23 protein-coding genes and 1 other RNA gene are annotated in these 23,305 nt (G+C 67.5%); 6 read left to right on the forward strand and 18 right to left on the reverse strand.

Annotated elements, in window-relative coordinates; translation table 11 throughout:
- Positions 1–30: 30 nt before the first annotated feature.
- Together ABD188_RS14585 and ABD188_RS14590 are read right to left on the reverse strand one after the other, a co-directional pair.
- Positions 31–696: a class I SAM-dependent methyltransferase gene (locus ABD188_RS14585; RefSeq protein ID WP_344063753.1), complete on the reverse strand. Its 666-nt coding sequence runs from the start codon at positions 694–696 to the stop codon at positions 31–33.
- Positions 697–773: 77 nt separating this feature from the next.
- Positions 774–1,805 (reverse strand): alpha/beta fold hydrolase, encoded by a 1,032-nt coding sequence (locus tag ABD188_RS14590; RefSeq protein ID WP_344063757.1) that lies wholly within the window; start codon positions 1,803–1,805, stop codon positions 774–776.
- A gap of 73 nt (positions 1,806–1,878) precedes the next feature.
- On the opposite strand from ABD188_RS14590, the gene ABD188_RS14595 reads away from it, so the two are divergent.
- Positions 1,879–2,403: a hypothetical protein gene (locus ABD188_RS14595; RefSeq protein ID WP_344063759.1), complete on the forward strand. Its 525-nt coding sequence runs from the start codon at positions 1,879–1,881 to the stop codon at positions 2,401–2,403.
- Positions 2,404–2,491: 88 nt separating this feature from the next.
- Here the strand turns inward: ABD188_RS14595 and ssrA are convergent.
- Positions 2,492–2,860: a transfer-messenger RNA gene (ssrA, locus tag ABD188_RS14600) on the reverse strand.
- Positions 2,861–2,965: 105 nt separating this feature from the next.
- The gene (locus ABD188_RS14605; RefSeq protein WP_344063761.1) at positions 2,966–4,645 is read right to left on the reverse strand and encodes a hypothetical protein; all 1,680 of its coding nucleotides are present in this window, start codon (positions 4,643–4,645) and stop codon (positions 2,966–2,968) included.
- A gap of 74 nt (positions 4,646–4,719) precedes the next feature.
- On the opposite strand from ABD188_RS14605, the gene ABD188_RS14610 reads away from it, so the two are divergent.
- Positions 4,720–5,394 (forward strand): SIMPL domain-containing protein, encoded by a 675-nt coding sequence (locus ABD188_RS14610; protein WP_344063763.1) that lies wholly within the window; start codon positions 4,720–4,722, stop codon positions 5,392–5,394.
- Positions 5,395–5,401: 7 nt separating this feature from the next.
- Here ABD188_RS14610 and ABD188_RS14615 read toward each other — a convergent pair whose 3' ends face one another.
- Positions 5,402–5,623 (reverse strand): tautomerase family protein, encoded by a 222-nt coding sequence (locus tag ABD188_RS14615; RefSeq protein WP_344063765.1) that lies wholly within the window; start codon positions 5,621–5,623, stop codon positions 5,402–5,404.
- 269 nt (positions 5,624–5,892) lie between these two features.
- Between ABD188_RS14615 and ABD188_RS14620 the strand changes: the two genes are divergently transcribed.
- Positions 5,893–7,329: an HNH endonuclease signature motif containing protein gene (locus ABD188_RS14620; protein WP_344063768.1), complete on the forward strand. Its 1,437-nt coding sequence runs from the start codon at positions 5,893–5,895 to the stop codon at positions 7,327–7,329.
- A gap of 21 nt (positions 7,330–7,350) precedes the next feature.
- On the opposite strand, the gene smpB is transcribed toward ABD188_RS14620, so the two are convergent.
- From smpB to prfB, 5 genes are all read right to left on the reverse strand, one after another.
- Complete coding sequence (gene smpB / locus ABD188_RS14625; RefSeq protein ID WP_344063771.1) at positions 7,351–7,827, reverse strand: SsrA-binding protein SmpB; 477 nt, start codon at positions 7,825–7,827, stop codon at positions 7,351–7,353.
- A 129-nt stretch (positions 7,828–7,956) separates the two neighbouring features.
- Positions 7,957–8,871, reverse strand: a complete 915-nt coding sequence (gene ftsX / locus ABD188_RS14630) for a permease-like cell division protein FtsX (RefSeq protein WP_344063774.1) — start codon at positions 8,869–8,871, stop codon at positions 7,957–7,959.
- Positions 8,868–10,046 carry a cell division ATP-binding protein FtsE gene (gene ftsE, locus ABD188_RS14635; RefSeq protein ID WP_344063777.1) on the reverse strand — a complete coding sequence of 393 codons (1,179 nt, stop codon included), beginning with the start codon at positions 10,044–10,046 and terminating at the stop codon, positions 8,868–8,870. Before ftsE ends, ftsX begins: the two co-directional genes overlap by 4 nt.
- Before the next feature lie 82 nt (positions 10,047–10,128).
- Positions 10,129–10,917: an alpha/beta fold hydrolase gene (locus tag ABD188_RS14640; RefSeq protein WP_344063780.1), complete on the reverse strand. Its 789-nt coding sequence runs from the start codon at positions 10,915–10,917 to the stop codon at positions 10,129–10,131.
- 30 nt (positions 10,918–10,947) lie between these two features.
- Positions 10,948–12,057, reverse strand: a complete 1,110-nt coding sequence (gene prfB / locus ABD188_RS14645; protein ID WP_344063783.1) for a peptide chain release factor 2 — start codon at positions 12,055–12,057, stop codon at positions 10,948–10,950.
- Here prfB and ABD188_RS14650 point away from each other — a divergent pair.
- Positions 12,056–13,396 (forward strand): MFS transporter, encoded by a 1,341-nt coding sequence (locus tag ABD188_RS14650; RefSeq protein WP_344063785.1) that lies wholly within the window; start codon positions 12,056–12,058, stop codon positions 13,394–13,396. The two genes, prfB and ABD188_RS14650, sit on opposite strands and share 2 nt — an antisense overlap.
- 19 nt (positions 13,397–13,415) lie before the next feature.
- Here the strand turns inward: ABD188_RS14650 and ABD188_RS14655 are convergent, their stop codons facing one another.
- Positions 13,416–14,372, reverse strand: a complete 957-nt coding sequence (locus tag ABD188_RS14655) for a helix-turn-helix domain-containing protein (protein WP_344063787.1) — start codon at positions 14,370–14,372, stop codon at positions 13,416–13,418.
- 125 nt (positions 14,373–14,497) lie between these two features.
- On the opposite strand from ABD188_RS14655, the gene ABD188_RS14660 reads away from it, so the two are divergent.
- Positions 14,498–18,388, forward strand: coding sequence for a S8 family serine peptidase (locus tag ABD188_RS14660; protein WP_344063790.1), 3,891 nt, complete (start codon positions 14,498–14,500; stop codon positions 18,386–18,388).
- A gap of 98 nt (positions 18,389–18,486) precedes the next feature.
- On the opposite strand, the gene ABD188_RS14665 is transcribed toward ABD188_RS14660, so the two are convergent.
- The 7 genes from ABD188_RS14665 to ABD188_RS14695 form a co-directional block, all read right to left on the reverse strand.
- Positions 18,487–18,927 carry a pilus assembly protein TadG-related protein gene (locus tag ABD188_RS14665; RefSeq protein WP_344063793.1) on the reverse strand — a complete coding sequence of 147 codons (441 nt, stop codon included), beginning with the start codon at positions 18,925–18,927 and terminating at the stop codon, positions 18,487–18,489.
- Positions 18,924–19,361, reverse strand: coding sequence for a TadE family protein (locus ABD188_RS14670; RefSeq protein WP_344063796.1), 438 nt, complete (start codon positions 19,359–19,361; stop codon positions 18,924–18,926). Before ABD188_RS14670 ends, ABD188_RS14665 begins: the two co-directional genes overlap by 4 nt.
- Before the next feature lie 7 nt (positions 19,362–19,368).
- Positions 19,369–19,698 (reverse strand): TadE/TadG family type IV pilus assembly protein, encoded by a 330-nt coding sequence (locus ABD188_RS14675; RefSeq protein ID WP_425561377.1) that lies wholly within the window; start codon positions 19,696–19,698, stop codon positions 19,369–19,371.
- A gap of 85 nt (positions 19,699–19,783) precedes the next feature.
- Positions 19,784–19,987, reverse strand: a complete 204-nt coding sequence (locus ABD188_RS14680; protein WP_344067274.1) for a hypothetical protein — start codon at positions 19,985–19,987, stop codon at positions 19,784–19,786.
- Between the two features lie 24 nt (positions 19,988–20,011).
- The gene (locus ABD188_RS14685; RefSeq protein WP_344063800.1) at positions 20,012–20,941 is read right to left on the reverse strand and encodes a type II secretion system F family protein; all 930 of its coding nucleotides are present in this window, start codon (positions 20,939–20,941) and stop codon (positions 20,012–20,014) included.
- Positions 20,941–21,798, reverse strand: coding sequence for a type II secretion system F family protein (locus tag ABD188_RS14690; protein WP_344063803.1), 858 nt, complete (start codon positions 21,796–21,798; stop codon positions 20,941–20,943). The genes ABD188_RS14685 and ABD188_RS14690 overlap by 1 nt, the downstream gene beginning before the upstream one ends.
- Positions 21,795–22,913, reverse strand: a complete 1,119-nt coding sequence (locus tag ABD188_RS14695) for a TadA family conjugal transfer-associated ATPase (protein ID WP_425561378.1) — start codon at positions 22,911–22,913, stop codon at positions 21,795–21,797. The genes ABD188_RS14690 and ABD188_RS14695 overlap by 4 nt, the downstream gene beginning before the upstream one ends.
- Before the next feature lie 151 nt (positions 22,914–23,064).
- On the opposite strand from ABD188_RS14695, the gene ABD188_RS14700 reads away from it, so the two are divergent.
- Positions 23,065–23,280, forward strand: a complete 216-nt coding sequence (locus ABD188_RS14700) for a PLDc N-terminal domain-containing protein (protein WP_344063809.1) — start codon at positions 23,065–23,067, stop codon at positions 23,278–23,280.
- The last annotated feature ends 25 nt before the right edge of the window (positions 23,281–23,305 follow it).

The following is a 23,305-nucleotide window of genomic DNA, read 5'->3' on the forward strand; positions in this document are numbered from 1 at the left end:
GACGACGGATGCCGCGGCCCGACATCGCCGCTACGCGCGGGCTATGCCCGCGATCTGCGTGTTGAAAGGCAGGAAAGGACTGTGGATCCGGTATCGCTCGACCGAGACGGTGTCGAAGCCGGCATCCCGAATCGAACGCTCCAGGTCGCGCTCGCACGAGCATCCTTCGAAGGTCCACGCCCACGGGCGGCGAAGGATCCGCTGGGCAGCTCGGGTCGGCGTCCGGCTCTCGGCCGCGACATGCTCGACGAATCGGAAGGTCCCGCCAGGGCGCAGGATGCGGCGTATCTCGGCGAGCACTGCCGCGGGCTCCTGCACTGAGCAGAGCACGAGCGACGAGATCACGCTGTCGACGCTGTGATCGGGCAGGCCGGTCTGCTCGGCCATCCGATCGCGTACGTCGACGGTTACGCCACGGTCGGCAGCGGCGCTCAGCAACCGGGAATGCATGTACCGGTTCGGCTCGATGGCGATGAGCCTCGCTCCTGTCGGCAGATAGCGGAGGTTCGCGCCGACGCCCGGTCCGATCTCGACGACATCACGCGGGAGCCGTGCGAACACCTTCTCCTTGTGCGGACGCAGCGTGCGCTCAATGTACGAGTCCATCGCCTCGAAGAATGCGGCATTGAACCGACCGCGCAGGGGGTGCTGATCGAACTCGGAGGCCAGTGGGGCGATCGTGGTCGGTTCGGTCATGTCGTCTCCGATGGTGTCGCGTATTGGATCACCCCAGCATGCAAGACCGCATCCACTCAGTCAGGCGTAGAACTACCTCACTTCACCGGGCCCGAGCGCTCGTGCTGGCCGGTGTACCACGCCGCGATCTGCGCACGCGAGCGGATGCCGAGACGCTGGCGGATCCGCTCGACATGTCCCTCGGCTGACCGTTCGTCAATACCCAGTCGTGCGGCGATCTCTCGGTTCGTGCACCCCTCGCTGACGAGTGCGGCGACCTCTCTCTGCCGCGCTGTGAGGACTCCGGCACCACGTCGCGAGGCGCGCAGCCCGAGGAAGCGGCGGATCGGAGCGACGACCGCCTGAGCATCGCCCTCGTAAGGCAGGTGCGAACGGCCTGGCAGGACAACGAGTCGGGCATCGTGGATGCCGGTGGCAAGTGCGTCGGCCTGGTCGAGGGGTGCGGCCCGATCTTGTGCGCGATGCACCACGAGCGTCGGTGCTCGCACCTGCGCGAGCCGGTCGCCGATGTCGAGGTCGTAACTCAGGGCCAGGAGCGCCCTGGCCGTCGCGGCGCTCGAACTCGCACGTTGGTAGAGAGCGAGCCGAGCCCGGGTTGCGGCAGGGGCGTCGGGGGCGAAGATGTCGGTCAGCACATCGGACCCGAGTCCCCAGTGCGATTCGACGAGGCCGAGGATGTGGTCACGCACCTCGGGCGTCGAGATCTCGGCGCCGGATACCCACCCGCCGTAGAGCACCAGTCGCCGGACCGTCCCGGGGTGCGCGGCCGCCCACGCCACGGCGACGAGCGCGCCCATCGAGGTGCCCATCAGGTCGAAGGGCTCAGGACCCATCTTCTCCGCGACCGCGGCGAGCTGGTCCAATTCGTGCGCCATCGAGGGCGGACCGGTCAACGGCCCCGACAGCCCGCATCCTGCCCGGTCGTATCGCACGAGCAGCCCGCCCTCGGCCAGACTCTCGTAGAACGCTCGCTCCTCCGGCAGCTCCCAGCTCAACTCGAGATGGCTCAGCCATCCGCTGACGTACAGCAGTGGGCGACCGGCGCCGATCGATGCGTACGCCACCTCGGAGCCGGCGGTTGACGTCACCCGTGCTATGCGCTGCTGCACGCCTTCATTATGGACAGCCGAGCGCGTATCAGCGCCCGCACCCGAGATCTCCTCAACTCAAAAGGAGGGGATCATGAAGACATCTCGCGCAGCGCGACGGATCGCGCCGCTCGCGCTCTCGCTCATCCTCGTGCTGTCGGCATGCTCGGTATCGCCGACGCCGGCACCCTTGCCTCAGCCCGTGCCCGACAGCCAGCCCGTTCCCCCACCGCCTGAGCCGGAGCCCAGCCCACATCCGACCGCCATCGAATCGCTGGATCCCGCGCTCGTGGGTGAGTGGGGTGTGGATGACTGGCTCGACAGCACCGGCTCACACACTCTGTCTGAGACCTACAGATTCACGGCCGACGGGCTCTATGAGTACACCTTCGCAGAGTGCCGGTCCTCGACGGATTGCGTCATCCGGTCGCGGGAGCAGGGCTACGTCCAGACTGCCGGCGGCGTACTCGCGCTCTACCCGCAAACCACGTCGGATGTCGGGCAGCGAGCGTGGCCGTACCAAGTCGGCTACCTCGACCCTGAGGTCCCGATCAGCCTCGAGCTGCATCTGCTGAGTCCTGACGGGACGCTCCAGCAGATCTTCTACGGCGGCGGGTGACGGACGCACTCGCGGAACTCCACGCACGATGAAGGCCCGGAAGCACATAGCTTCCGGGCCTTCATCGAAATCGACGTGACAGCGGCATTCGTGGAGATGGGGGGAATCGAACCCCCGTCCATCGCTGTAAATCTGCGCATTCTCCGGGCGCAGTCTGTGAAAGCGTTCTGCTCGGCTCCGACCTTTGTCACAGACACCTAAGTCGACGAGCCCAGCCTGGGAAGAGTCCCGCGTGACGTCCAGACGCCGTCACGCAGCAAGTCCCCTAGATGACGCGAGGGTCCGTAGCGGGAACGCCTACGGTCTCACGGAGTTCAGGCTCGCTTATGCAGCGAGGGCGAACTCATTGCGATTTGCATCGGCAATTATGGTTTTGCAGAGGTCGTTTACGAGATAACCCTGCATCCTCGGCCCGCTTCTCGCAGAATCGCAGGCGATGTCGAAACCGATCATCCCCGTGGTCCTCTTTCGAGGCGGCCGCTGTCACGCTGTGGAGTTTTCCATCACCGGATGCCGCGGCATCCGAGCATTTCAGTCTACATCGACTCGCGCCCCCGAGCACTCACCTGACGACGGCGGCGGTGGGCAGCGATGTCTGCGAGAACGAGGTGTAGCCGGGTTTCGAACCCACCACCCTCACCGTGATCGTCTTGCCGACGTATGCCGACACGACGGTGAGCGAGCTCGATGCCGCCCCAGCGATCGCACCGCCGTTTGCGTACCAGTGGTACACGAACGTCGTGCCCGGAGTCCACCCGGTGGTCCCCGCGGTCAGGTTCTGCCCGACCTTCGGCGTACCGGATATCGTCGGCTTCGCCGCCTGCGCGACCTTCAGAGTCGGCCCCGAACCTCGGAAGTATGTGGTGTAGCCCGGGTTCCACCCCTTCACGCCGACCTTGATCGTCTTGTCACGTTCGGCAGGCGTGAGCATGTACGTGGATGACGTCGCCCCCGGGATCCCGACGCCGTCCGCGTACCACTGATAGGTGAACGTCGTGCCTGGAGTCCATGCGTTCGGATTCGCCGTCAGCGCCCGTCCGACCGCCACCCGGCCGGTGATCGTCGGCGCCGAGCTCGCGATGACACGCGACGTCTGCGCGGTCAGCTTCGTCACCGTCGCGTACCCGGGCTTGCTCACCCTGACACGCGCCGTGATCTGCGTGCCCGCTTGCGCCGAGGTGAGCAGGAACGTGGACTCGGGTGAACTCGGCGCGATTGCGACACCGTCGGAGTACCAGGCGTAGACGTAGGTCGCACCGGAGACCTTCGTGGGCACGGTCACCGACACAGTCCTGCCTACTGCCGCGGTGCCGCTCACGGTGAGTTCCGGCAGAACCTGTACGTGCCGTGCCAGGTTGATGTCGGCGAACGTGTCGACTCCATTCGAGACCTGGATGAAGTCGGACGCGCCGTAATCTGGCTTGTTGTTCCACCACTCGCCCTTGTACCGCGAGTCGGGCGCCGACACCTCGAGCAGGTAATACCCGGCCGGCAACTGCCAGAAGCCGTACCCGCCGGGGTCGCTGCTGATCTCCCAGTTGGGCGAGCACCAGAAGCTCGACTCGCGATCGTTGCACGCCCACAGGGTCATCGGTGTCGAAAGCGGTGTGCTCGTGGGTCCGCCGGTCACAGAGCCGCTTATCGCGTGCGACGCGCCGAGCGACGCGTTCACCTGCCACCCCCCGGAGCTGACCAGCGTGGGATATTTGCCCGGAACCGCCTGACCGCCCACCCAGGACCAGGCGGAATCGGGGTCGTCGACCGGATTGAAGAACAAGGTGTAATACCCCACGGGGACGCTCAGCGTGAATGTGCCGGTCCCGCTCGTCACCACGGATGCGACAAAGGTGAGCGGGTAGTCCCAGGCCGTGACACCGTCCCACGCCGACGACCAGATCGAGACGATCACGCCGGAGAGTGGCTGTCCATCGCTGCCCTTCACCGTCCCCGCTATGGGGGCGTTCACGGCCAGAACAGCATCGCCCTGGACGTTGCGGCGGTCGCTCGGGCTCGCCTCGGTGATCGACAACGCGTGATCCGTCGCGTCTTCAGCACCGCCTGTGTGCCGGCCGTCCGGTCCGGACGACGACGTCGACCCTGTCGAGGAGACACCCACGGCCGTCGATTCCGCCCTCTGCGGCGCGGCAACAGCGGGCGACGCGAGCCCGACGAGCAGGAGGGTAGCGACGAGCACCGACGAAAGGGCGACACTGCGTACGTGACTGCTGGCGAGGTTTGTCATGATCACGCCTTTGCGTTCAAGGTTGGGCGACCGGTGGCATTCTCGACGCACTATACGCCGCGTAGGCTCTGCGCATGAGTGAAGTTGTCATCACCGTCCGAGGCGAGCACGAGACTCGGATCGCCCCTGAACAAGCCGTCGCACACCTCTCCGTCCGCGCGGAGGGGCCCGAGCGCGGCGAAGTCGTCGAGCGGATGGCGTCGCTCGCCGCCCCGATTCGCGACGACCTCGAGACCCGCAAGGCGAGCGGTGTCCTCTCCGAGTGGTCGAGCCAGCGCGTCGCCGTGTGGGCGAACCGTCCCTGGAACAACGAGGGCAAGCAGCTCGCGCTGGTCCACTATGCCTCGGTGGAGATCACGGCCACGTTCGTCGACTTCGCGGCCCTGTCGTGGTGGCTGGGCGATGTCGCCGAACGCGACGGCATCCAGGTCGACAACATCGAATGGCGACTCACACCCGCAACAGCCAAGGCAACCGAAGCGGATGTCGCCTCGCACGCCGTCGAGGTCGCCGTCGAGCGTGCCACCGCTTATGCCGGCGCCATCGGCCTCGCATCGGTGACACCGCTGGAGATCGCGGATGTCGGATTGCTGAACCACAGCGACCCCGCGCGACCGGAACAAGGCATGCTGCGCATGGCGAAGGCCTCGTTTGCGACCGACTCGATGGGCGATGTGCCGGCGGTCGATCTGCAGCCGGAGGACATTCTCGTGAGTGCAGCGGTTGAGGCGAGATTCGTCGCCCGCTGACTTCGGCTCAGCTCTCGTTCGAGGCAGCCGCCTCCTGCGCAGCCTTCTCGTCGGCCACCGTCACGCCGCCGTTCGCCCAGTGCGTCCCGGAGACCTGCGTGACGATGATGCGCACGGCCTCGCGCTTCGAGCCGATCGTGCGAACAGTGGCTTCGGTGAGTTCTTTGACGAGGTCGCGCACCTGGTCATCGGTGCGTCCTTCAGCAATGGAGATCTGGATGAATGGCATGTCCGCCAGACTATGGCGCCACGAAGCGGGATGCCTCATCTGGGCGCGTTCAGCGTAACGGAGCACCACCTGATGCGACCGTTCGATGTGACATAGAACAAACATACGAAGTGCGTGCTTGTATGTGACGACACACTGTGCGATCATAAGAACAGAGATTCTAGACACAGTTATTGAAGACGAGTTTCACGGCCAGAGGATGAGAACGGGTGCGAATGCCGCGCTCAAGGGATCTCGCATCAACTCACCCTTCTGCCTCGAGCGAGACCATGTCTTCGAATCCCGATCCGTCGCCCCTCCCATGCGAGCCCGCCGACCAGGATGCGCGCGACCGCGCGGCGACTTCTTCGCTGGTCGACGAGTTCGTCGCATGCCGAAGCGAGAGGGCGGTCATCGACGCCCGCGAGATCAGAACCCTTGCGGCCGTCGCGTCTCTCGTGGAACAGCAGCGGTCGCGCCTGACGTCTCGCGAGTCGGTCAAGACCGATATGCCCGCGCGGACGATGATCGCCGACCTTGCCACAGCTGCCCGCTTGTCCGAACGCACGATCCAACGTCAGCTCAATGACGCAGCCGATCTGTGTGCTCGATTCTCTGGGGTGGTGGACGCGCTCGCCGCGGCGCGGATATCGCGAGCTCACGTCTCGGTTATCCATGAAGTCGGTTTCCCGATCGATGACGCCGTCGCACGTGCCGAGTTCGTCAGCGCAGCGCTCTCTCGCGCGGAGACGATGACCGCCGGTCGACTGCGGCCCGTCGCAGAGACGCTCGCGGCGAGGCTGAATCCGCGCACCATCCAGGAGCGCCATGTCGAGGCCCGCACGCGGCGAAGTGTGCAGCTCATCGACCTCGCCGACGCCATGTCGAAACTCGACCTGACGATACCCTCAGTCCTCGCCCACGGCATCTTCGATCGGCTCACCCAGGACGCTCACTCGGTGATCGCCGCGCGCCCTGCGAAAAGCACCGAGCACGGTCGGACTGGTGCGCCTGGTCAGACCGGCGCGCCCGCGGCAATGGGCGGGACCGATGACACCCGCGAGAGCAATGACACTGATGACACAGGTCTGACCAGCGCGACCGGTGCCAGCGAAGCGCCGGCCACTGACATCCGCACGATGGATCAGCTGCGCGCCGACATCGTCTGCGATCTCCTACTCGCCGGCACCGCCGAGACGTGCAGCGAAGGCGAAGGGATCGACGCGATCCGTGCCACCGTACAGATCACGGTTCCCGTACTCACCGCGGCCGGGGTCGGAACCGAACCGGCGCTGCTCGCGGGCTACGGACCCGTCGACCCGGAGAGTGCCCGTCGCCTTCTCGCCAACGCGCCCGGATGGGAACGCGTGATGACCTCGCCCGTGACCGGGTGTGTCCTCGCGGTGGACCGTTACCGGGCGAGCAGATCGCTCAGCCGGTTCCTTCGTGCGCGCGACGAGCGATGTCGTTTTCCCGGATGTCGCCAGCCCGTGTGGCGCTGTGACATTGATCACACACACGACGCCGCACGTGGCGGGGCCACCAGTCATTGCAACCTCGCGCATCTCTGCAAGCGCCACCACACTCTGAAGCACAACAGCCATTGGCGAGTCCGCCAGCTCGAAGGTGGCGTCCTGGAATGGACGAGCCCCACCGGTCGGATCTACACCGATCTGCCAGAGCCCGCCGTTCGGTTCGAGCCCGATCCCGAGCCGCCGCCCTTCTGACGGCGCCGACCTCGGATTCCGTCAGTCGCCCATGCGATTGCGGGAGCGCATCGCTCGCTCGGCCTCGCGCTTGTCCTCGCGCTCGCGGATCGTCTGCCGCTTCTCGTACTCACGCTTACCCTTGGCCACCGCGATCTCGACTTTGGCGCGACCGTCTGAGAAGTAGAGCTTGAGCGGCACGAGCGTGTAACCACCAGCCGATACCGCATGCGAGATCTTGATGATCTCGTCCTTGTGCAGCAGCAGCTTGCGAACACGCTTCGTCGCGTGATTGGTCCAGTGCCCTTGCGAATACTCGGGGATGTGAACGGCATCGAGGTAGGCCTCTCCCCCATCGATGTAGGCATAGCCGTCGCTGAGATTCGCACGACCTTGCCGCAACGACTTCACCTCGGTGCCGGTCAGTACGATGCCCGCCTCATACGTCTTCTCGATCGCGTACTCGTGGCGCGCGCGACGATTGGTCGCGACGACCGTCTCACCGCGTTCCTTGGGCATGATGACTCCTCGATAAGGCGCCGCACGATCCCTGAGCCGGTCGATGGGCTTGCGGCAGCCTGTCAGTCTAACCGACTCACGTTCAGATCGATCGACGGATGCCGCATCCGGTCGCTGAGCGACACGCGCCTACGTGCGCAGCCAGCGCCGAATGGCAAACCCGGCCGAGAGCGCAGCCAGCAGGACGCCGATTCCGATGAGAACGGGGATCACGAGCCACGCCTGCGGAATTCCCACCCACGTCGTGACGAACTCGACCCGCTGACGCAGGTAGCCGTCGACGCCGAAGTAGACGCCGGCGACTACGGCACCGCTCGCAAGGAGCGAGCCGATCAGTGCAGCGAAGACACCCTCGAGGATGAACGGCGTCTGGATGAACCGGTTGGACGCGCCCACCAGACGCATGATTCCTATCTCGCGCCGTCGCGCATACGCCGACAGGCGGATCGTCGTCGCGATCAGCAGCACGGCGGCGATCAGCATGAGCGCCGCGATTCCGACCGCTATGTAGGTGGCGACGGTGAGAGCGGAGAACAGCGGCTCGAGATATTGCAGCTGATCCTGCACCTCTTCGACGCCCTGCATTCCGGTGAAGGCCTCGATGATGACATCGGACTGCTGCTGGTCGACGAGGTTGATCCAATACGTCTCGTTGAGCTGGTCGGGCGTGATGACGCTGCCGTAATCCTCACCGAGCAGATCGATGACGTTCTGGTAGGCCTCATCCCGTGTTTCGAAGCGCACATCCCGGATCAACGGCGACAGTGCTGCGCTGTCCAGAGTCGCTTGAACCTGATCGAGCTGCTCTTGCGTCGCCACACCGTCGGTGCACGTCGGCTCCTGCGAGAAGGCGGAACACATGAAGACCGCGACCTGCGCCCGATCCGCCCAGTAATCGCGCATCGTGCCGATCTGCATCTGCATGAGCATCGCGGCGCCCACGAAGGTGAGTGACACGAAAGTGACGAGCACGACCGAGATGACCATCGACGCGTTGCGACGAAGGCCGGTGAACGCCTCCGACAGGATGAGTCCTGCCCTCACGAGGTCGGCCCCACTTCATCGTCCGGATCCGTCTCGCCGAGCCCGAGCCGATCGGCGAGACCCAACTCTGCCACGTCGACCTCCGGGATGTCGGCGACCGGGATGGGTTGCGTAGCGGATGCGGGCGGAGCGGATGGCGCGGATGCCCGAACCACGGACTCTGCGGGTGCTGTGGGTTCCGGGGTCTCGGCGGGCGCTTGGGGCACGGCAGAGGCTGCAAGCGCCACGTCCGCAGCCGGCCCATCGGCGGCTGACCCTTGAGAGAACAGCCGGTCGGAATGCTCGCCCTCCTCCGGGTCGCCGTGGACGGCATCCGGTATCTCATCACCCGCGAGCAGCTCATCGTCGTCCGATTCGGGGGCGAGGTCGATGGGCTCGAGCTCGGCATCCATTGCGGCGGCGACTTCGCGCTGCACCTCGAGCACGGCGGTGAGCGCGGCAGCCGCGGCCGCACCACGCTCGGGCGCGGGGGCGAGGCTCGGCAGACCCGATGTATCGCCATACCCGCCGTGAACCTCGTCGCGCACCATCTCGCCGTGACGCAGCTCGATCACCCGCCGCTGCATCTGATCGACGAAGCCGGCCTCGTGCGTCGCCATGACCACGGTCGTGCCGCCGGCGTTGATGCGTGCGAGCAGCTGCATGATGTCGACGGATGTCGCAGGGTCCAGGTTTCCGGTCGGCTCATCGGCGAGCAGCACCTGGGGCCGATTCACCAGCGCCCGAGCGATCGCGACGCGCTGCTGCTCACCGCCCGACAGCTCGTGGGGGAACCGCTTCTCCTTGCCGGCCAGTCCGACGAGGGCGAGGACCTCGGGCACCGCCTGCTGAATGAACCCGCGCGACGACCCGATGACCTGAAGTGTGAAGGCGACGTTCTGGAAGACGGTCTTCGACGGCAGCAGCCGGAAGTCCTGGAACACGGCGCCGATGTGCCGACGGAAGTACGGGACCTTGCGATTCGACAGGGTGCGCAGATCCCGTCCCAGCACGACCACGCGCCCGTCGCTCGGCGTCTCTTCGCGCAGGATCAGGCGAAGACACGAGGACTTGCCCGAACCGGACGGACCGACGAGGAAGATGAACTCCCCGCGGAGCACCTCGAAGTCGACATCGCTCAGGGCGGGCTTCGCGGTGCCGCGAAAGCGCTTCGTGACATTCTCGAACCGGATCATGGCCTAACGAGCCTAAGCGGGCGACCGGCGAGGGTCGCCCGCGACACCCGGGGGCGCGGCATCCGCTCTTCGCGGGTCGGGCCTACTCTTCGCTGACCGCGACTGCGCGAACGACGGCACGCGACACCTCGAGCACCTCTTCCTCATGGCTGAGGTGCACCTGATGCTCGGCGCCCGGCCACGACAGCAGAGGCGTCTCGAGCGCAGCCGCGATCCTGGCATGTGCCTTCCGGATGGTGGAATCGGGCTTGCGGTCCGCCGTCACGACCGCGGCCGGTACGAGCGGCAGCTGCGACTCGTCGAAGCCCTCCGCGATCGCCGCCAGCCCCGTGGCCGACTGGCTGAGCTTCGGCAGATCCACCTCGGCGATCTTCAACGTCGCGGTGCGGGCTTCGGGGCTCATGTCGTGACGCCGCGCGGAACGGCCGGCGCTCGACCGCAGCAGCGCGGTCAGCGCCCAGTGGATCCCGGGAACGGTGGAGATGCGAGCCGTTGTCTTGGCGGTCTGCTCGACCTGCTTGGCGAGCTTCGCATCGTTGACCGGCGTCGGATCGAGCAGGACCAGACCGGCCACATCCTCGGGATGATCACGAGCCAGAAGCATCGCAACGGCGCCACCCAGGCTCTGGCCGATGACGACCACAGGTCCGATCTTCAGCTCGGCGAGGGTGGCATGGATCGCATCAGTCGCTTCGGCGAGCCCGCCTTCCGCCTCGGAGGGGCCGACACCCGGCCGGTCATAGAGGATCACCCGGCAGCCAGGATCGGCCATGAGCCCCTCCATCAAGCCGGGATAGAAGCCTTCGACCGCCTCGGCCCCGCCAGGGAGCAGCAGCACCGCAGGACCCGAGTCTCCGAACACCTCGCGCATGTCGCGATACTAGCCCGCACCCACCAGGGGTCAGTCGTCGGCGGGCCGCTTGCGCCAGCGGATGCCGGCAGCGATGAATCCGTCGAGGTCACCATCGAAGACCGCCGACGGGTTGTTTACCTCGTGATCCGTGCGGAGATCCTTGACCATCTGGTACGGCGCGAGCACGTAGGAACGCATCTGGTCGCCCCAGCTCGCCGTGATGACGCCGGCGAGGTCCTTCTTGATCGCCGCTTCCTGCTCCTTCTGGAGGATCAGCAGGCGCGACTGCAGCACACGCATCGCGGCCGCGCGGTTCTGGATCTGCGACTTCTCGTTCTGCATCGACACCACGGTGCCCGTCGGAAGATGCGTCAGGCGCACAGCCGAGTCGGTCGTGTTGACGGACTGACCACCGGGGCCGGACGAGCGGAACACGTCGACGCGCAGATCGTTCTCGGGAATCTCGACCTCGACGGCCTCGTCCAGCAGCGGGATGACCTCGACCGCCGCGAACGAGGTCTGCCGCTTGCCTGCGGAGTTGAACGGGCTCATGCGCACCAGTCGGTGCGTGCCGGCCTCGACGCTCAGCGTGCCGAACGCGTACGGCGCGTCGACCTCGAACGTCGCGGATTTGATGCCGGCCTCTTCGGCGTATGACGAGTCCATGATCGTGACCGGATACTTGTGCTGCTCGGCCCACCGCAGATACATGCGCAGGAGCATCTCGGCGAAGTCGGAAGCATCCACCCCGCCCGCACCGGCACGGATGGTGACGACCGCCGGACGCTCGTCGTACTCGCCGTCGAGCAGCGTCTGCACCTCGAGCTGACCGATGATGTCCTCGAGCTCAGCGAGCTCGTGACGCGCCTCTTCGGCCGAATCCTCGTCATCCATCTCGTTCGCGAGTTCGACGAGCACTTCGAGGTCATCGAGACGCTGCTCGATGCCGGCGATGCGCGCGAGTTCGGTCTGCCGATGGCTCAGGGCACTCGTGATCTTCTGCGCCTTGTCGGTGTCGTCCCACAGATCGGGAACGCCGGCTTCTTCGCTGAGCCGCGCGATCTCGGCCTCGAGTCCCCCGACGTCGACCACGGCCTTGATGTCGGCGAACGTGGAGCGAAGGGCCTGGATATCGGCGGAAAGATCGAAATCGAGCATGACACTCCAGACTAACGTGGATGCGGTGACCGACCGCGCCTCGACCGTCCTGCTGCGGTTCGGGCCGATGATCTACGGACCCACCGTGCTCTTCGCCCTCGGCGAAGGCGCGGTCATCCCTCTCATCCCCGTCATCGCTGCCGATCTCGGGGCGGATGTCGCCACCGCCGCCCTGGTCGCATCGGCGCTCGTCGTCGGACAGCTCTGCGGCAACATCCCGGCCGGGTGGACCGTCGCGCGCCTCGGCGAGCGCTTCACGATGGCGATCGCGGGGACCCTGTCGATCCTCGGCGTGATCGGGATGGTGTTCGCCCCGTCGCTCGTCGTGTTCACGGCATCCGTCTTCCTCATCGGCTTCTGCGCCGCAGCTTTCGGCCTCGCGCGCCACTCGTTCATGACGACGCGCGTGCCGCTGTCGTTCCGGGCGCGCGCGCTCTCACTTCTCGGCGGAACCTTCCGCCTCGGTATGTTCGTCGGACCTTTCGTCTCGGCCGGACTGCTCATCGTCTTCGGACCGACGGCATCGATCTGGTTCTTCGGCGCCTGTCTCGTCGCGACCGTTCTGCTCGTGCTCCTCGGTCCCGATCCGGAGCGCGTGATCCCCGACGAGCCGAGGCCGGAACGGGATCAAGGAGACGACGACCCCCTGACCGACGCGATGCTGACGGAGGACACCGGCGAGGCTGTCACCGGTTCGATCCCGACCACCGCCCTGCGGCGCGCTCAGGGGTCGAACGATGGCGTGTTCCGAACGATGTGGCTGTTCCGGCGCGTCCTTTCACGACTCGGCGTGGCGGCGGCATCCCTCTCAGCGGTCCGCTCGGCGCGCCAGGTCGTGCTCCCCCTGTGGGGCGTCTCGATCGGCCTCGACGCGCAGACCATCGCGCTCGTCGTGGGCATCTCGGGCGCGATCGACTTCGCCCTGTTTTACGCGAGCGGCCAGGTCATGGATCGCTTCGGCCGACTCTGGGCCGCCCTCCCCGCGATGATCCTGATGGGCGCAGGGTTCCTCGCGCTCGCGTTCACTCACGACCTCTCATCAGCCGAACTCTGGTTCGGAGTCTTCGCCGCCGTGCTCGGAGTAGGCAACGGGCTTTCGAGCGGAATCCTGCTGACACTCGGGGCGGATGTCGCGCCGAAGGCCAATCCCGCCCCGTTCCTCGGCTCGTGGCGCACGCTGACGGATGCCGGCGGTGCGCTGTCACCGCTGCTCGTAGCAGGCATCACGGCGATCTCTTCGCTCGCGGTCGCGACCGGCGCCATGGGTGTGCTGGGCTTCGTGGGCGCTTTCGCCTTCCTGCGGTGGGTGCCGAAGTTCGTGCCCCGCGCGAAACATTGATCGCGAGCGAAGTCCAGGGTCAGATCCAGCCGCGGCGCACGGCTTCAGCCCCGAGCTGGATGCGGGTCGTCACGGCGGCCAGCTCCATCAGCTCGGCCACGCGCCGCTGCAGCGTACGCACCGAGATGCGCAGCTGCGCGGCGATGGTGGCGTCGGTGAGACCCAGGAGCAGCAGCTTCAGCACGTCACGGTCCACGCCATCCTGCGCGCCATTGTCGTCGGGGAGCAACCGCGTGGCCGTCTTCCAGTACTCCTCGAAGATCGCCATGACGAGATCCAGCAGACCGCTCGGGTGCACCAGCAGCGCGCCGAGCGAACTGTTTTCGCCGTGCGAGCGCATCGGCAGCAGCGCCATGGCGTCATCGGCGATGAACATGCGCGTCGGCAGCGTGGGAAGTACACGGATCTCTTCGCCGAGAGCACCCACGCTGCGGGCGACGTCGAGGAAGCCGGGACGCTCGAGCACACCACCCTCCACGACCACCCGGTAGCGGACGCCACGTTCGAGCGCGCGATCCTCCTCGACGTTCTCAGCGCCCGAGATGATCGCGACTTGGCTGAGCACGAGCACGCGCACCTCACGATTGGCAGCCGCCTGCAGCTGTCCGATCCGCTGCCGGACGGCATCCGTCCCGAGGATCACGTCGACGACATCCGCCGCGTTCCGCTGGTCGGCGGCCTCTCGATACAGCTCACTGAACTCGATGAGCGCTTCATGCGCCCGAGTCAGGCCCCGCTCCCGCTCCAGAAGCAGGGGCTTCAACGCGATCGCTGGCGGGGAGGCCACGACCCGGTCGGGCTGCGATGCCTGGCGTGCGAGCAGACCGAGCCGCTCGAGTTCGCCGATCATCGTGCGAGCGCGGCCGACCGGCATCCCGACCGACGCGGACACCTCTTTCGCCGACGCGCTCGGCACAGCGAGCACCGACCGGTAGACGGCGGTGTGTGCATCATCGAGACCCAGCGCTTCGAGCACGCACTCCCTCTTTCATCGCAGCGGGATGGCGGATCCCGGCCATGGCATTTCTCCGCCACCACGATACGCCGTGCGCCATGTGAGGCTCGGTGGGATCCCCTTCCCCCAGAGAGGTCCTCCCCCGCATGTCACGACCCACGCCTTCCGGCCGTCGTCTGCGCTCGATCGTCGCCGCCACAAGCGGCGTCACGATCGCGCTCGCAGGCATCGGCGTCACCACCCTGCCGGCAGCCGCCGCTTCGCCCCCCGAGACAGCGCCCCCCGCTGCCGCGGCTGCCGGCAGTTCTCACACCGTCACCCTGATCACCGGCGACCGCGTCAAGGTCACCGAAGTCGCGGCCGGCAAGCAAACCGTCGAGGTCACCACCGCCCAGCCGGGCGCCGGCTTCCAGACCTACGAGGCCGCGGGCGACCTCCACGTCATCCCCGACGGTGCGACCGCCTACGTCGCCGCTGGGGTCCTCGACCCCGACCTGTTCAACGTCTCGCTGCTCATCGAGTACGGGTACGACGACGCTTCGGTCGCCGCGACCCCGATCATCGTGCAACAGGATGCCGCGACCGCTCGGACATTCTCGGCACCGCTGCCCGGACTCGAGGTGCAGGCAGAGCTGCCCAGCATCGACGCCGCCGCGGCCACGCTCCAGCACGCCGACGCTGCCGCAGCATGGCAGGCGCTGATGGCGCCGACCGGCGCCCAGGCGTTCTCGGCCGAACCGTCGCTCGCCGGCGGCATCACCGCCATCCACCTCGACGGCAAGGTCAAGGCGACGCTCGACTCGAGCGTCCCCTTCATCGATGCCCCCGCGGCATGGGCTGAGGGCTTCACCGGAGAAGGCGTCACCGTCGCGGTGCTCGACACCGGCATCGACGACACGCACCCCGATCTGCAGGGCCACATCTCGCCCGACTCGAAGAGCTTCGTTCCCGGTGAGGATGTCGACACCGACCAGCACGGCCACGGCACCCACGTCGCATCCACGGTCGCGGGAACGGGCGCCGCAAGCGGCGGCACGCACCGCGGCGTCGCAGACGGCGCACAGCTGCTCATCGGCAAGGTGCTCGGCGGCTCCGACGGATCCGGTCAGGATTCCTGGATCATCGAGGCCATGGAGTGGGCCGGAGAGCACGCCCCGATCGTGTCGATGAGCCTCGGCTCGTACGGCGCCTCCGACGGCAAGGACCTCATGGCCGAGTCGCTCAACCAGATCGCGATCGAGACCGGCGCACTGTTCGTGGTGGCCGCCGGCAACAACGGCGCACCGGAGTCCGTCGGCTCGCCGGGCTCGGCCGAGCAGGCGCTCACCGTCGGCTCCGTCGATGACCCGTCCGGCGCACTGTCGTACTTCTCGAGCCAGGGCCCCCTATCGCGCTCCGGCGCAATGAAGCCCGATCTCACCGGTCCAGGCAACGACGTAACCGCCGCGCGATCAGCGGACAGCGCCGGGGAGGGCTCGTACATCACGATGAGCGGCACCTCGATGGCCACCCCCCATGTCGCCGGCGCCGCCGCGATCGTCAAGCAGAAGCATCCGGAATATACGGCGGCGCAGCTGCGAGCAGCACTCGTCAGCACGACGACCGACGTCGGATACACCTCGTACCAGGGCGGCGCCGGCGTCGTCGATGTCAAGGCCGCGATCGACGCTCCCGTCATCGCCGCGGGCTCGGGCGACTTCGGCATGCTGATGTGGGGCGAAGAGGCGACCCCCGTCACCCGCACCATCGAGTACACCAACCGCAGCGACGCCGAGGTCACCGTCGCTCTCGCGGCCACCCTGGCCGACACCACGCCCCGCGGCGATACCGGACCCGGTCCGCTCTCGGTCGATGCGGCATTCGAAGCGCTGACGATGGATGTCGACAGTCTCGCGATCCCCGCAGGCGAGACGCGCAGCGTCGCGATGACGGTCGACCCGGGCAAGGTGCCCGCCGGCACCCAGCTGTCGGGCACGCTCGTCGGCTCCATCGACGGCACGCCCGTGACCCGCACGGCGCTCGGCACCATCGCCGAAGCGGAGCGGTACGACATCAAGATGACCGCGACCGACTTCACGGGTGAGCCGACGCTGGCCTATGCGTGGGTGTGGAACTCCGACACCGAGGTGGTCGACCCGATCGCCGTCGAGGGCGAGACCACGATCCGCGTCATGAAGGGCAACTACTCGGTCATGTCCTACATGGAGCTCGACCGCACTCCCGACGCGAAGGCCGAGGTGCTGGTCGGCGACCCCCACATCACTCTCGACCAGAACGTGTCTGTCGCGCTCGACGCCCGTACGGCGAAGCAGGTGACACTCGACATCGGCAAGAAGGGTCTCGAAGAGACTTTCCGCCGCATGGACTTCACCGCCGATGGACTTCGAGGCAGCGCGATCATGCCGGTGAAGGTCGATGAGATGTGGGCTCAGCCGATGAAGCCGAATGACGCAGACGTCGACTTCACGACCCGCTGGCGCCTGATGAAGCCGATGCTGACGGTCGCCGCAGGCAAGAAGCCGCTCGACATCATCATCCAGGCCGGCTCGACCTTCCTAGACGGCAAACTCACCGGTAAGGCGGTCAATGCCGGCAAGGGCAGCGTCGCCGAAGTGCAGGCGGCCGATGTGTCCGGCAAGATCGCCGTCGTGACCCGCTCGGACGAAGTCTCTTCGTCGCAGCGCGTCGCGAATGCGGTCGCCGCCGGCGCCAAGATGGTCGTCGTCGCCAACGACGCCGATGGTGAAATCAGCGAGTGGGTCGGCTCCGCGGACTACGAGTCTTCGTCGCCCGTTCCTGTCGCCGCGATAAGCGGCGTCGAAGGACGAGCCCTCCTCGCCGACATGGCCGAGAAGGCCGTCACTCTCGACGCCGTCGGCGTTCCGTACACGAACGTCCTCTACGACATCGCGCGGTTCACCGATGGCGAGATCCCGGCGAACCTGCACTACGCCCCGAAGAAGCTCACGCGCGTCGACACCACGTACTACGGCAAGAAGGAAGACATGGGCGAGTTCCGCGCCGACTTCGCGCCGAAGGTCGGCTACAGCGGCGGCTACCCGATGCGTGCGCTTCGCGGCACCACGCGGGAGGAATGGGTCAACACCGACCAGGTGCAGTGGAACCAGAGCGTGATGATCCTGGACGACATGTGGGAGATGCGCGACACGCTGCGCAGTTACAAAGCCGGCCAGCGCATCAAGACCGGCTACTACGGCGGCATCGTGCGGCCGTACGTCGCGACCGGTTACTGGGTCCCCTACCGCCAGTCCGCCTTCGCGCAGGTCAACGTCCCCGGATGGGGTGACGGAATCGACTCGGCGCATACCGGATCGTTCGACACCTACGCCGAGAACGCACCCGTGCAGCAGCTCACCGACGTGTACATCGACGGCGTGCAGCTCGCAGCCAGCAAGTACCAGGGCGCGAATGTCTCGGAGATCCCTGACGGCACGCACAACTGGCGGGTCGTGAGCACCGCGACCCACGACGGCTCGCACATCCCGTCGTCCACGAAGACGGTGTCGGAGTGGAACTTCACAGCCACCGGAGCCGTCGACGACTACGCGACCAAGCGGCTCGCGATGATCCAGGCGTACTACGACGTCGACATCGCCAAGGACGGACGAGCCGGAACCGATCGGCGCAAGGGGTCTCCGGTCACCATCGGGCTCGAGCTCGGGCACGTCGCCGGCACGGACCCTGCGGGCAAGATCACCAGCGCCACCCTCGAAGCCCGCACCACGGGCGGCAAGTGGGCGAAGGTCGTGCTCAAGTCCGCAGCGACGGATGCCCCCACGGGTGCCGTGGCGAACGACGGCGATATCTTCGTGACGTCCCGCGCGTACGTCAGCGGTTACACGGGGAAGATCCCCGTCGCCGACACGGGCGGCTGGATCGACCTCCGGGTGACCGCGAAGGACGCCGCAGGCAACACCTTCAGCCAGGAGATCACGAAGGCATTCCAGGCCGCCCCCGCCAAAGGCAGCGCCCACTGGTGGTGCGAGCACGGGTTCAGCTGGGTGAAGGGGTGCTGACGCACCGCTGAGCAGTGCCAGGGGCTCATCCGCTTTCGCGGGTGGGCCCCTGCCGTTCGGCCACCGCTGGTTCCTGAACCACGCGCTCGCGTAAGCGTTCAGCGCAGAGCGGTGCGGCTCGTGGCGGTCGCCTCGAGCGCGACTCCGGCCGGGACGAACAGCGCAAGAACCGGCGGATGCCACGCTCCCGCGACCGTCACACGAGCCGACACGCCGTCGGGCGTCCCCGCTGAGACGAGGGTCGCTCCCCCGCCGACCGCGGCTACGATCGATTCGGCCTGGTCGTGCACGGCATCACCCGTCAGCGTGGCGACGGGGTCACCACCCTCGATCGTGAGCGTGAAGCCGTCCGCCCCGGCGAGGGCCGCGGCATCCGCCAGCGCATCGAGTCGCTTCTGCGACAGGTACAGGCTCGTCGCATCGACGCAGACGAGGATCACCGCGATCGCGAGCAGGGCGTAGCCGAGCGTGAGCAGCAGAACGCTCCCCTCGTCATCGGGCTCGCGGCACGCATCCCTGCGAAGGCGCAGCCGCCTCATCCCGTGCCCCAGAAGCGCGAGACCTTCTGCGCCGACGACGCCTCGATCGGGATGCTCGCGAGCCTGTCGAGGCCGAGCACCGGCGGCACGAGCGGCAGCGTCACCGTCGTGCGGACCTTCACGATGAGCGTCGCACCCGCCTGCGGGCAGAAAGCGCCTGCGGGCGCGCACGAGAGGTCGAGGTGGACCGAGTCGGCGTCGAAGCCGTACTCGTCGACCAGGGAATCGAGCACTCGCGCGGCGGTCACCCGCGCCGAGTCGGCATCCGTCGCAAGAGACACGGCCCGAGCGATGTGACGCGCGCCGGCCTCGACGCCCAGGGCCTGTCCCTGGATGAGCCCGAGCGCGAGTACCAGATAGACGAGCGGCACCAGCAGGATGAGGCCGACGACGATGAACTCGAGTGCCGCCGATCCGCGTTCGGGATCGTCCATGTCAGGCTCAGTCCAGCGATTCGACCGGAGCACTGGCGTTCACCTCCAACAGCCGTGGAGCACCCAGCAGGCCGACCAGCGGCAGCGTCGCCCGCACCGAGACCACGACGGACGGATGCCCGAGCCGCCCCGTCTCGTGGACCTCGACATCCGTCGCGTACTCCGGGCCCACGGTCCGCGCGACGATCTCACGCGTGCGGCGCGCTCCATCTTCCAGCGACGTGTCGGCGAGCGCGGCGTGGAACGCTCCCTCGACCGCTGCGTCGTGGACAAGGTTGCGGACGTAGATCGAGAGGCCGAACTGCAGCACGCCGAGGGTGAGGAGCGTCAGCATCATCCCGACCAGAACGAACTCGACAGGGCTGGATCCGCCCTCGCCGCCGAGTGCGCCCGCGAGCCGGGAACGGATGCCGCGCACGACGTCAGAGGCCGGAGACGCGCGAGATCGCCTGCTCGAACAGACCCGCGAGCGCCGGTCCGGCAAGTGCCCAGATCACGACGACCAGCCCGGCCGTCATGAGCGTGATCAGCACCCAGCCGGGCACGTCGCCGCGCTCGTCCTCGATGGTGTCGCGGAGTGCCATGCTGAGCCGCGCGAGTGCGCGGTCGATGTACGAGTGGAGCATTTCTCTCTCTTTCCGACCTGATGGTCAGCCGATTCCGAGTCGAAGCATGAAGATCCCGGGGAACACCGCGAACAGGACGCTCAACGGCAGAATCAGGAAAACGAGCGGGACGAGCATGTAGATCTCCTTGCGGCCGGCACGTTCGATCAACCCGCGTTTGGCCTCTTCGCGCGCATCGAGCGCCTGGGCATGCAGCACCTGCGCGAGCGGGGCGCCGCGATCGATGGCCGCGATGAGCTGATCGACGCTTCGCGACACCGAAGCGATATCGAGCCGGCGGGAGAGCGTGCCGAGCGCCTCCGGGAGGGACGAGCCGGTGCCAACGGCGACCACCGCAGCCCGCAACTCACTCGTCAACTCGCCGGCACCGATGTCGCTGACACGGCGGACCGAGTCGAGGATGCCTTCGCCGGCCGACAGGCACAGCGCGAGGAACTCGAGCACCGTGGGCAGCTCCTCCTCGATGCGATCGACCCGTATGCGCGCCGAATGACTGAGCCACCCGTCACAGGCGGCCACGGCGGCGACCGCGAGAAGCGGAGGCAGCAGGCCGAGCGCGGGCGCACCTCGCCCCAGCAGGACGAGGACCACAACAGCGAAACCGCCGACCGCAACGCCGCCGATCGCCCAGCCGAGCTGGCGTCCGCGGAAGGTCGCAGCATCCATCGTCCATCCGGCTTGGCGCAGCCGGCGCGCCGTCGACTCCGAGCCGCCACCAGCCCGCGCGAGACGTTGCTGGAACTCTCGCCAGAGCAGTGCGACGTCGTGCGCCCCGGGGACCGGACCGGAAGGGAGGCCGCGGGGATCGGTGACATCGCGGATGTACGGCGCGATGCGGCGGGCGAGGCTCGGAGCGCCCCACCGCGGTGCCAGCGACACCAGCAGGCAGATGCCGACGCCGAGCGCCGCGCCGAGCACGATGGAGTAGGCGAGGTCGTTCGCACCGACGGGCATCACACGAACCACCGTCGGGGTTCGGGCAGTCGGCCCAGGCGCAGCATCACGCGATAGGCGACGAAAGAGATCGCGCCACCCACCAGGATCAGCACGACTCCCTCGGGGCTGCTGTATGCCTCAGCGCCCTCGGGGCGGATCGCGAGCAGCGCCAGGATCACCCAGGGCGCGGCCACGCCCAGCACCGCTGCGCCGCGAATCCACGACTGCCGTGACTCGACCTCGCCGCGCAGGGCGGTGTCCGCACGAACGGACGTCGCAAGCGCGCGCAGCACGGGTGTGAGCTCGGTACCACCCACCTGCCGCGCCATTCGCAGCGTCTCGATGATGCGATCGGCGGTCGGGTCGGCGAGCGCGGACTTCAAGCGGACGGCGCTCGAGTCGAAGTGACCGGATGCCGCGACATCCTGCGCGAACGCGGCGAAAGCCGGTCGCAGCGGCGCCGGAGCGGAGTCGCCGAGGCTCGCCACGGCATCGGAGAGCGACATCCCGGCCCGCACTGACGCGATGAGGAGGTCGCAGACATCCGGCCAGAGTCCTCTCCGCGTGCGCAGCAGCTTCGATCGCCGCGCCCGAAGCCCCGCGTACGGAGCGGCCCCGGCCGCGGCGGCGGCCACGAGACTGAGCGGCGCGACCTGCGTCAGCAGCCAGGCGACCGCCGCGGCGACGATCGCGCAGGCGACCGACACGATGACGACGGATGTCGGCGACACCCGTGGAAGTCCGGCATCCTCGAGCAGGCGCGCGACGCGGCCGGGGGCCTCCCGACCCGCCCGAGCCGTCCCGGCGGGCCACAGCCACGGCGAGAGGGTGAGCAGCAGCCCTGCCGCGAGCACCGCACCCCATACGAAGGTCATGGCGAATCCGGCCGGTACAGCGTCCGTGCCTCGATGACCCCGTCGACGATGCCTGTCGGAGCCACGATCTCGACGACGCGACGACGGCCCGCGGCATCCCGCCCGCAGTGCACGACGAGGTCGACAGATGCCGCCACCGCGGGCAGCACGAAGGCCGAGTCGATGTTGCGACCGGCGAGGAGGGGCAATGCGGCGAGCTTGCCCAGCGCCTCGCGGGCGGAGTTCGCGTGGATGGTCGCCGCCCCGGGCACCCCCGTGTTGAGTGCGAGCACGAGATCGAGCGCTTCCGCGTCGCGGACTTCCCCGACCACGAGACGATCGGGACGCATGCGGAGCGCCTCTTTGATGAGGCGGCGGAGTGTCACCTCGCCCGAGCCCTCGAGGCTGGGCTGACGTCCCTGCAGAGCGACCAGGTCGGGGGCGCCGACAGCGAGCTCGAAGGTCTCCTCGACGGTGACGATGCGGTGCGCTGGCGGGCACGCTGCGATCAGCGCGCCGAGCATCGTCGTCTTGCCGGCGTGCGTGGCACCCGAAACCAGGACGCTCCTGCCATCCCGCATGGCACCGCGCAGGAGGTCAGCTGCGGTCTCCGTCAGAGATGAGGTCGCGACGAGCCGATCGAGGTCGCGGAATGCCGGGAGGAACTTGCGCACATTGACCGCCCAGTGCCGGTGCGTGATGTCGGGGATGACGACGTGGAGGCGACTGCCGTCAGGGAGCGACGCATCGACGAAGGGCTGACTGAGGTCGACTCGGCGACCGGAGGAATGCAGCATCCGTTCGACGAGATCCCGCACCGCCGCATCCGTCAGGGTCAGCGGCACGCGTTCCGCCACGCCTGCACGAGCGATGAAGATGCGGTCGGGCGCGTTGATCCACAGCTCCTCGACCGTCGGATCGTCGAGGTAGGGCTGGAGCGGTCCGTATCCCGCGACGGATGCGAGCACCTCGCGGACGCAGGCGGTCTCGTCGTCGACGGCGGCAAGGCCGCGCGCGAGTGCGAAGTCGTTGTGGCGCCGGACCTCCATCCGCACGATGTGCGCGGCATGGTCGGGGTCGCGCGCCGGGTCCATCCGCTCGGCCCGAAGCCGCTCCCGCACACGCTCGGCGACCATCGCCGCGGGCGCGGTGGGGGTGGCGTGGAGTGCGGTCGGCGGTGACACCGAAGAATCCTCGCAAGTCGGGGGCGCGGCATCCGGAAGTTATCCACAGCCCGCGAGAGCGCGGCGCGTGCCACGATGGACTCACCCCTCGGAAGGAGCCGACATGACCCATGAACATCGCGAGCTCGCCCGCCCCGCACGATTCGGGCTGACTGTGCTCGGACTGGTCCAGGTCGCGTTCGCTTTCCTCGCGGCGTGGGACCTCTGGCACCGCCCCGAGAGCCAGGTGAACGGTCGCAAAGCGGTCTGGGCGCCGGTCCTGCTCGTGAACTGGCTCGGCCCTGCGGCGTACTTCCTCTTCGGCATCAAGTACAAGTAGCCGCCGGAGAGGATCTGCGCCGTCG

Origin of the sequence: Microbacterium pumilum (assembly GCF_039530225.1) — a bacterium.
Lineage (GTDB): Bacteria > Actinomycetota > Actinomycetes > Actinomycetales > Microbacteriaceae > Microbacterium > Microbacterium pumilum.

Coding starts and splice junctions, on each gene's coding strand:
- ABD188_RS14640 (WP_344063780.1), bottom strand. CDS start 10,917: ATGCGCGAGGTGTTCGGAGACTCGGGTCCTGCGGTGCTGCTGCTCCCT.
- ABD188_RS14610 (WP_344063763.1), top strand. CDS start 4,720: ATGAGTGAAGTTGTCATCACCGTCCGAGGCGAGCACGAGACTCGGATC.
- ABD188_RS14700 (WP_344063809.1), top strand. CDS start 23,065: ATGACCCATGAACATCGCGAGCTCGCCCGCCCCGCACGATTCGGGCTG.
- ABD188_RS14615 (WP_344063765.1), bottom strand. CDS start 5,623: ATGCCATTCATCCAGATCTCCATTGCTGAAGGACGCACCGATGACCAG.
- ABD188_RS14690 (WP_344063803.1), bottom strand. CDS start 21,798: ATGACCTTCGTATGGGGTGCGGTGCTCGCGGCAGGGCTGCTGCTCACC.
- ABD188_RS14585 (WP_344063753.1), bottom strand. CDS start 696: ATGACCGAACCGACCACGATCGCCCCACTGGCCTCCGAGTTCGATCAG.
- ABD188_RS14675 (WP_425561377.1), bottom strand. CDS start 19,698: ATGATGCTGACGCTCCTCACCCTCGGCGTGCTGCAGTTCGGCCTCTCG.
- ABD188_RS14695 (WP_425561378.1), bottom strand. CDS start 22,913: ATGGTCGCCGAGCGTGTGCGGGAGCGGCTTCGGGCCGAGCGGATGGAC.
- ABD188_RS14595 (WP_344063759.1), top strand. CDS start 1,879: ATGAAGACATCTCGCGCAGCGCGACGGATCGCGCCGCTCGCGCTCTCG.
- ABD188_RS14665 (WP_344063793.1), bottom strand. CDS start 18,927: ATGAGGCGGCTGCGCCTTCGCAGGGATGCGTGCCGCGAGCCCGATGAC.
- ABD188_RS14685 (WP_344063800.1), bottom strand. CDS start 20,941: ATGCCCGTCGGTGCGAACGACCTCGCCTACTCCATCGTGCTCGGCGCG.
- smpB (WP_344063771.1), bottom strand. CDS start 7,827: ATGCCCAAGGAACGCGGTGAGACGGTCGTCGCGACCAATCGTCGCGCG.
- ABD188_RS14670 (WP_344063796.1), bottom strand. CDS start 19,361: ATGGACGATCCCGAACGCGGATCGGCGGCACTCGAGTTCATCGTCGTC.
- prfB (WP_344063783.1), bottom strand. CDS start 12,057: ATGCTCGATTTCGATCTTTCCGCCGATATCCAGGCCCTTCGCTCCACG.
- ABD188_RS14650 (WP_344063785.1), top strand. CDS start 12,056: ATGACACTCCAGACTAACGTGGATGCGGTGACCGACCGCGCCTCGACC.
- ABD188_RS14605 (WP_344063761.1), bottom strand. CDS start 4,645: ATGACAAACCTCGCCAGCAGTCACGTACGCAGTGTCGCCCTTTCGTCG.
- ABD188_RS14620 (WP_344063768.1), top strand. CDS start 5,893: ATGTCTTCGAATCCCGATCCGTCGCCCCTCCCATGCGAGCCCGCCGAC.
- ABD188_RS14680 (WP_344067274.1), bottom strand. CDS start 19,987: ATGCTCCACTCGTACATCGACCGCGCACTCGCGCGGCTCAGCATGGCA.
- ABD188_RS14660 (WP_344063790.1), top strand. CDS start 14,498: ATGTCACGACCCACGCCTTCCGGCCGTCGTCTGCGCTCGATCGTCGCC.
- ftsE (WP_344063777.1), bottom strand. CDS start 10,046: ATGATCCGGTTCGAGAATGTCACGAAGCGCTTTCGCGGCACCGCGAAG.